We start from the raw sequence: 5,298 nt of genomic DNA on the forward strand, positions 1-5,298 counted from the left end.
GGCCGGCGAGGCGGCCAGCCACTGGGCGAAGCGCGCCTGGCAGGCCTCGTCGGCATCGTCCAGCAGGATCAGCCAGTCCAGCGCCTGCTCGAGCGGCGTATCGCTGTCCGGAGTGGGGGCCGGCGGCTGCTGCATGGGGCTGGTCTCGAGGCGTGGGACGCTCATTCTGGCCGAACGCGCCGGTAGACGATAGTCGCTCATGTCGGCGGGGTGAGGCGGTCGAGCAGGGTCATGCACAAGGCCATGATCAGCTTGAGTTCCTTCTGCACCGTGCTGGGTGACACACCCAGTTCCGCGGCGATCTGTGCATAACCCTGACCATGCAGACGGCTGAGGATGAAGATGCGCTGCTGGCGCTCGCTCAGCTGTTGCAGGGCACTGCCCAGGCGCTGCAGCAGACGCTCGGCGTGCAGGCTGTCCTCGCTGGAGGAGCCGGGCGCGGGGACGGCCTGCATGACGTCCTCCGGCACGTCGTCGAGCATGGTGCGCGACTGCATGCGCTCGCGGCGCAGGTGGTCGAGCGCGAGATTGCGGCCGGTCTGGAAGAGAAAGGGTTCGAGATGGTCGACGGGCTTTTCCCGCAGGCTGCGGGCGACCCGCAGGTAGGTCTCCTGCACCAGCTCCTCGGCGATGCTGGTGTTCTTTACGATTTTCACCAGCGTGCGCAGCAGCGGGGTGCGCTGGCTGATGAACACGCTGTCTAGATGGGAGAGGGTCACTGGCAATTCCGCTTCGCCGACTACGCCGCAAATGATAATCAGTTTTAATTGAGGTGGCTAGCGCACGCCCTTGACCCGGCCAGGCGTCATGGCCGGGCGTTTGGGGGACGCGGCTATTTTTACGGCGTCTGGCGGGTTCGTTCGTCTGTATAAGGCAGTGGTGGTCGATCGCTCTGCCTTCGTCTCGGGGTGTCAGGTGCAGGCTGCCTCAATCCATGTCAGTCACAAGCGAGCCCTTCATGAGCGCCTCTTCCCAGCTTTCCCATCCGCTGCGCTCGCAGCGTCTGAACCAGATCACCCACGAGCCGCACAGCCGCCTCGACAATCTGGTGAAAAGCCACGACCCCTTCGCCAGCCCGGAGCGCTTCGCCCATTTCGTCGCGGCCCAGTACCTGTTTCAGCGCGACCTGCAGAACCTCTACAACGATCCCGCGTTGATCGAGCTGGTGCCGGACCTGCCGCAGCGCTCTCGCGTGCAGCACACCGTGCTGGACCTGGCCGACCTGAAGCGCGCGCTGCCCGAGGGCGACGAGCGTATTCGCAATCGTCAGATGGGGCTTGGCGAGGCACTGGCCTGGCTGTTCGTCTCCGAGGGCTCCAAGCTCGGCGCCGCCTTCCTGCTCAAGCGCATGCCGGCGCTGGGGCTGAGCGAGACCTTCGGCGCACGTCACCTGGGCGAGCCGGAGGGCGGCCGCGCTCAGGGCTGGAAAGCCTTTACCGCGGTACTCGACAGCGTCGAACTGGATGCCGAGCAGGAGCGCCTGGCCGAAGCGGCGGCCATCGCTGCCTTCGAGCGCTTCACCGAGCATCTGGAGCGCTGTTTTGCCTGAAACCCGGCTGGCGCGTGCGGCCTGGCAGCGCTGGCTGTGGTTGCTGCTGGCCTACCTGTGTATCGGCATCGCCATGCTCGGTGTGGTGCTGCCGGGGCTGCCTACCACCGAGTTCGTTCTGCTGGCGGCCTGGGCGGCCTCGCGCAGTTCGCCGCGCCTGGCCGCCTGGCTGGAGAACCATCGCCTGTTCGGCCCGCTGCTGCGTGACTGGCGGCTGCACGGCGTGGTGCTGCGGCGCACCAAGTGGGCGGCCAGCCTGAGCATGCTGCTGGCCTTGAGCATCCTGCTGCTGACCGTCGATCACCTGCCTTCGGTGCTGTTCGCCGCCGCCGGCATGAGCTGCGGTGCGCTGTTTATCTGGACGCGGCCGGAGAAGCCCAGAGCCAGCTAGGGCGCGCCATGCGCACCGACGATTTCGCATGAGCGTAGCCCGGATGCAATCCGGGGCTTTGGCGAGGTTGGGCCTGGTGCGCACGGCGCACCCTACGGAAGGAGCATGCTCACTCCGGGCAATCCAAGGTCAGGGCCGCCCTAATCGGCGTCAAAGATTATTCCCGGCGATTACGGCTGCGTAGGGTGCGCTGTGCGCACCGCCAAATGCCGAGGTAGTCGCGGTGCGCATGGCGCACCCTACGACCGCGAACTAGCCGACGCATTCCACGCATAAAAATGCCGCGCGGCTTTGCAGCGGCGCGGCATCGGGTGCAGCTCGGGGTGTCCGCGGCGATCAGAACGCCGGGACGACGGCACCTTTGTACTTCTCTTCGATGAACTGCTTCACCTCGGCGCTGTTCAGCGCCTTGGCCAGCTTCTGCATGGCGTCGCTGTCCTTGTTGTCCGGACGGGCGACCAGCAGGTTGACGTAGGGCGAGTCGCTGCCCTCGATGGCCAGGGCGTCCTGGGTCGGGTTCAGCTTGGCCTCGAGGGCGTAGTTGGTGTTGATCAGGGCAGCGTCGACCTGGCTCAGCACGCGCGGCAGGGTGGCCGCTTCCAGTTCACGCACCTTGATCGCCTTGGGGTTCTCGGCGATGTCCTTGGGCGTGGCGAGGATGCCGGCTTCCGGCTTGAGCTTGATCACCCCGGCCTGCTGCAGCAGCAGCAGGGCACGGCCGCCGTTGGTGGCGTCGTTGGGGATGGCCACGGTGGCGCCCTGCGGCAGCTCGCTCAGGTTCTTGTGCTTGCTCGAGTAGGCACCAAAGGGCTCGACGTGCACACCGACCACGCTGACCAGCTCGGTCTTGCGGCTGGCGTTGAACTCGTCCAGGTACGGCTGGTGCTGGAAGAAGTTGGCGTCGAGGTTCTTCTGCTGCACCTGCAGGTTGGGCTGCACGTAGTCGGTGAACACGCGCACCTTCAGCTCCACGCCTTCTTTGGCCAGCAGCGGCTTGACCACTTCCAGGATCTCCGCGTGCGGTACCGGAGTAGCGGCGATGTTGAGGGTTTCGGCCTGGGCCGAGAAGGCCGCGAAGGCGGCCAGGGCAGTCAGCAGTTTCTTCATTTCAAGGTTCCTTTTGGGAAGGTTGGCGCGGGTCCCGCGGGTGGCGGGTCGCCGCTTTCATTTACGGGAAAAATGCACCACCAGCCGATCGCCGACCATCTGCAGCACCTGCACCAGGATCAGCAGCAGGATCACGGTCACGGCCATCACGTCCGGCTGGTAGCGCTGGTAGCCGTAGCGCACCGCCAGGTCGCCGAGGCCGCCGCCGCCGATCAGGCCGCTCATGGCGGTGTAGGAGACCAGGGTAATCGCGGTGACGGTGGCCGCCGCCAGCAGGCCGGGCAGGGCCTCGGGCAGCAGCGCGCGGGTGATGATCTGCCAGGTGCTGGCGCCCATGGCCTGGGTCGCCTCGATGATGCCGCGCTCCACTTCGCGCAGGGCGGTTTCCACCAGGCGCGCGAAGAACGGCGTGGCGCCCACCACCAGCGGCGGGATGGCGCCGGCGACGCCCAGCGAGGTGCCGACCAGCAGCTCGGTGAGCGGGATCATCAGGATCAAGAGGATGACGAAGGGCACCGAGCGCAGGATGTTCACCACCAGCGACAGCGCGCCGTACAGCGCCCTCTGTTCGAACAGCTGACGCGGGCCGGTGAGGAACAGCAGCACGCCGAGCGGCAGGCCGAGCAGCACGGTGAACAGCATCGAGCCGAGCAGCATGTTCAGGGTGTCGAGGCTGGCCTGCCAGATTTCCGGCCAGAACACGTTGGGCAGCAGTTGTTCGAGCATCAGCGCAGTACCTCCAGATGCACGTCGGCGGCGCCGAAGCGCGCCAGCGCGGCGTCGATGTCGCCACCGGTCAGGGCCAGGGTGAGCTGGCCGTAGGGGGTGTCCTTGATGCGGTCGATGCGCCCGGCGAGGATGCTGTAGTCCACCCCGGTCTCACGGGCCACGGTGCCCAGCAGCGGGGCGTAGGTGGCCTCGCCCTGAAAGGTCAGGCGCAGGATGCGGCCCGACACATGGGCGAAGTCGTCGCGCTGCTCGTCCTCGTCGACGTGCTCGGACTCCAGCACGAAGCGCTGTGTGGTCGGGTGCTGCGGATGCAGGAAGACGTCGGCAACCGGGCCTTCTTCGACGATGACGCCGGCATCCATCACCGCCACGCGGTCGCAGACGCGGCGGATCACGTCCATCTCGTGGGTGATCAGCACGATGGTCAGGCCCAGTTCGCGGTTGATCTCGGCCAGCAGCTGCAGCACCTGGCCGGTGGTCTGCGGGTCGAGGGCGCTGGTGGCCTCGTCGCACAGCAGGATCTTCGGCCGGGTACTCAGCGCCCGGGCGATGCCGACGCGCTGCTTCTGCCCACCGGAGAGCTGCGCGGGGTACTTCTTCGCATGATCCTGCAGGCCGACGCGGACCAGCAGCTCGGCGACGCGGGCGTCGATCTCGGCGCGGCTCAACTCACCGGCCAGGCGCAGCGGCATGGCGATGTTGTCGGCGACGGTTTTCGACGACAGCAGGTTGAAGTGCTGGAAGATCATCCCGACCTGCTGGCGGAAGCGGCGCAGGCCAGTGGCATCAAGGGCGGTGACGTCGATGCCGTCGATCTCGATGCGTCCGCCGGAGGGTTCCTCCAGGCGGTTGATCAGGCGCAGCAGGGTACTCTTGCCGGCACCGGAGTGGCCGATGATGCCGAACACCTGACCGCTGCCGATCTGCAGCGTGGTGGGCTGCAGCGCCGGAATCTCGCGGCCGGCGACGCGGTAGGCCTTGTGGACGGATTGAAACTGGATCACGCGAACGACCTTTTGGGTATGTTCAGGGGCGAGCTTCACGGTAGTCGAGCTCGCCGTTGGGCGCCGGATGGGCGCAAAGGGGCGCTAGTCTACCCGGCGTTGTTTAGGCCGAGAAAATCTTTGTTGGCCTATGGTTATTACAAAATCGTATTACGGATAAGCGCCCGGCGCGCAGCGCTGACTCAGCTGCGCTGCGGGCTCAGCAGCAGGCGCGGCGTCTGCTGGGGTGCGATCTTCTGGCTCAGTTGCGGGCGGAAGCTCGGGTCGAGCTTCTTGATCCGCGCCGACAGCAGCGCGGCGACCCAGGGATAGTCCTTGGCCTCGCGCACTTCGATCCGCACGGCGCAGCGAAAGGTCACGACATCCGCGGCCACGCTGTCGAGCAGACGGCGCAGATTCTCGTTGTCCTGATTGTCCAGCATCGGCATGGCCACCGCGCTGCTCGCCGCGCTGGGGTCGATCACGCGGGCCTTGGGCGTGCTCTGCACGGCGGGCGCCGGTTGGCTGACGACCGGGCT

7 protein-coding genes and 1 pseudogene are annotated in these 5,298 nt (G+C 66.6%); 2 read left to right on the forward strand and 6 right to left on the reverse strand.

Features of this window, described 5'->3' with window-relative positions; all coding sequences use genetic code 11:
• The coding region (locus tag N7333_RS23865; protein ID WP_347815300.1) for a FecR/PupR family sigma factor regulator at positions 1 to 201 on the reverse strand (201 nt) is incomplete at its 3' end.
• On the reverse strand, positions 198 to 719 hold the full coding sequence (locus N7333_RS23870) for a sigma-70 family RNA polymerase sigma factor (RefSeq protein ID WP_129483809.1): 522 nt from the start codon (positions 717 to 719) through the stop codon (positions 198 to 200). The genes N7333_RS23870 and N7333_RS23865, both read right to left, overlap by 4 nt.
• 239 nt (positions 720 to 958) lie before the next feature.
• Here N7333_RS23870 and N7333_RS23875 point away from each other — a divergent pair, with 239 nt between their 5' ends.
• Positions 959 to 1,549 (forward strand): biliverdin-producing heme oxygenase, encoded by a 591-nt coding sequence (locus N7333_RS23875; protein ID WP_279859477.1) that lies wholly within the window; start codon positions 959 to 961, stop codon positions 1,547 to 1,549.
• Positions 1,542 to 1,940 carry a YbaN family protein gene (locus tag N7333_RS23880; RefSeq protein ID WP_279859478.1) on the forward strand — a complete coding sequence of 133 codons (399 nt, stop codon included), beginning with the start codon at positions 1,542 to 1,544 and terminating at the stop codon, positions 1,938 to 1,940. Before N7333_RS23875 ends, N7333_RS23880 begins: the two co-directional genes overlap by 8 nt.
• A 336-nt stretch (positions 1,941 to 2,276) precedes the next feature.
• On the opposite strand, the gene N7333_RS23885 is transcribed toward N7333_RS23880, so the two are convergent.
• From N7333_RS23885 to N7333_RS23900, 4 genes and pseudogenes are all read right to left on the reverse strand, one after another.
• Positions 2,277 to 3,047: a MetQ/NlpA family ABC transporter substrate-binding protein gene (locus N7333_RS23885; RefSeq protein WP_003241208.1), complete on the reverse strand. Its 771-nt coding sequence runs from the start codon at positions 3,045 to 3,047 to the stop codon at positions 2,277 to 2,279.
• A 57-nt stretch (positions 3,048 to 3,104) separates the two neighbouring features.
• Positions 3,105 to 3,773: a methionine ABC transporter permease gene (locus tag N7333_RS23890; protein ID WP_003241206.1), complete on the reverse strand. Its 669-nt coding sequence runs from the start codon at positions 3,771 to 3,773 to the stop codon at positions 3,105 to 3,107.
• Positions 3,773 to 4,780, reverse strand: coding sequence for a methionine ABC transporter ATP-binding protein (locus N7333_RS23895; protein ID WP_279859479.1), 1,008 nt, complete (start codon positions 4,778 to 4,780; stop codon positions 3,773 to 3,775). The genes N7333_RS23890 and N7333_RS23895 overlap by 1 nt, the downstream gene beginning before the upstream one ends.
• 182 nt (positions 4,781 to 4,962) lie before the next feature.
• Positions 4,963 to 5,298: pseudogene (locus N7333_RS23900) on the reverse strand (hypothetical protein); the annotation flags it as partial.

It is taken from the genome of Pseudomonas sp. GD04158 (assembly GCF_029834875.1).
GTDB lineage: Bacteria > Pseudomonadota > Gammaproteobacteria > Pseudomonadales > Pseudomonadaceae > Aquipseudomonas > Aquipseudomonas hydrolytica.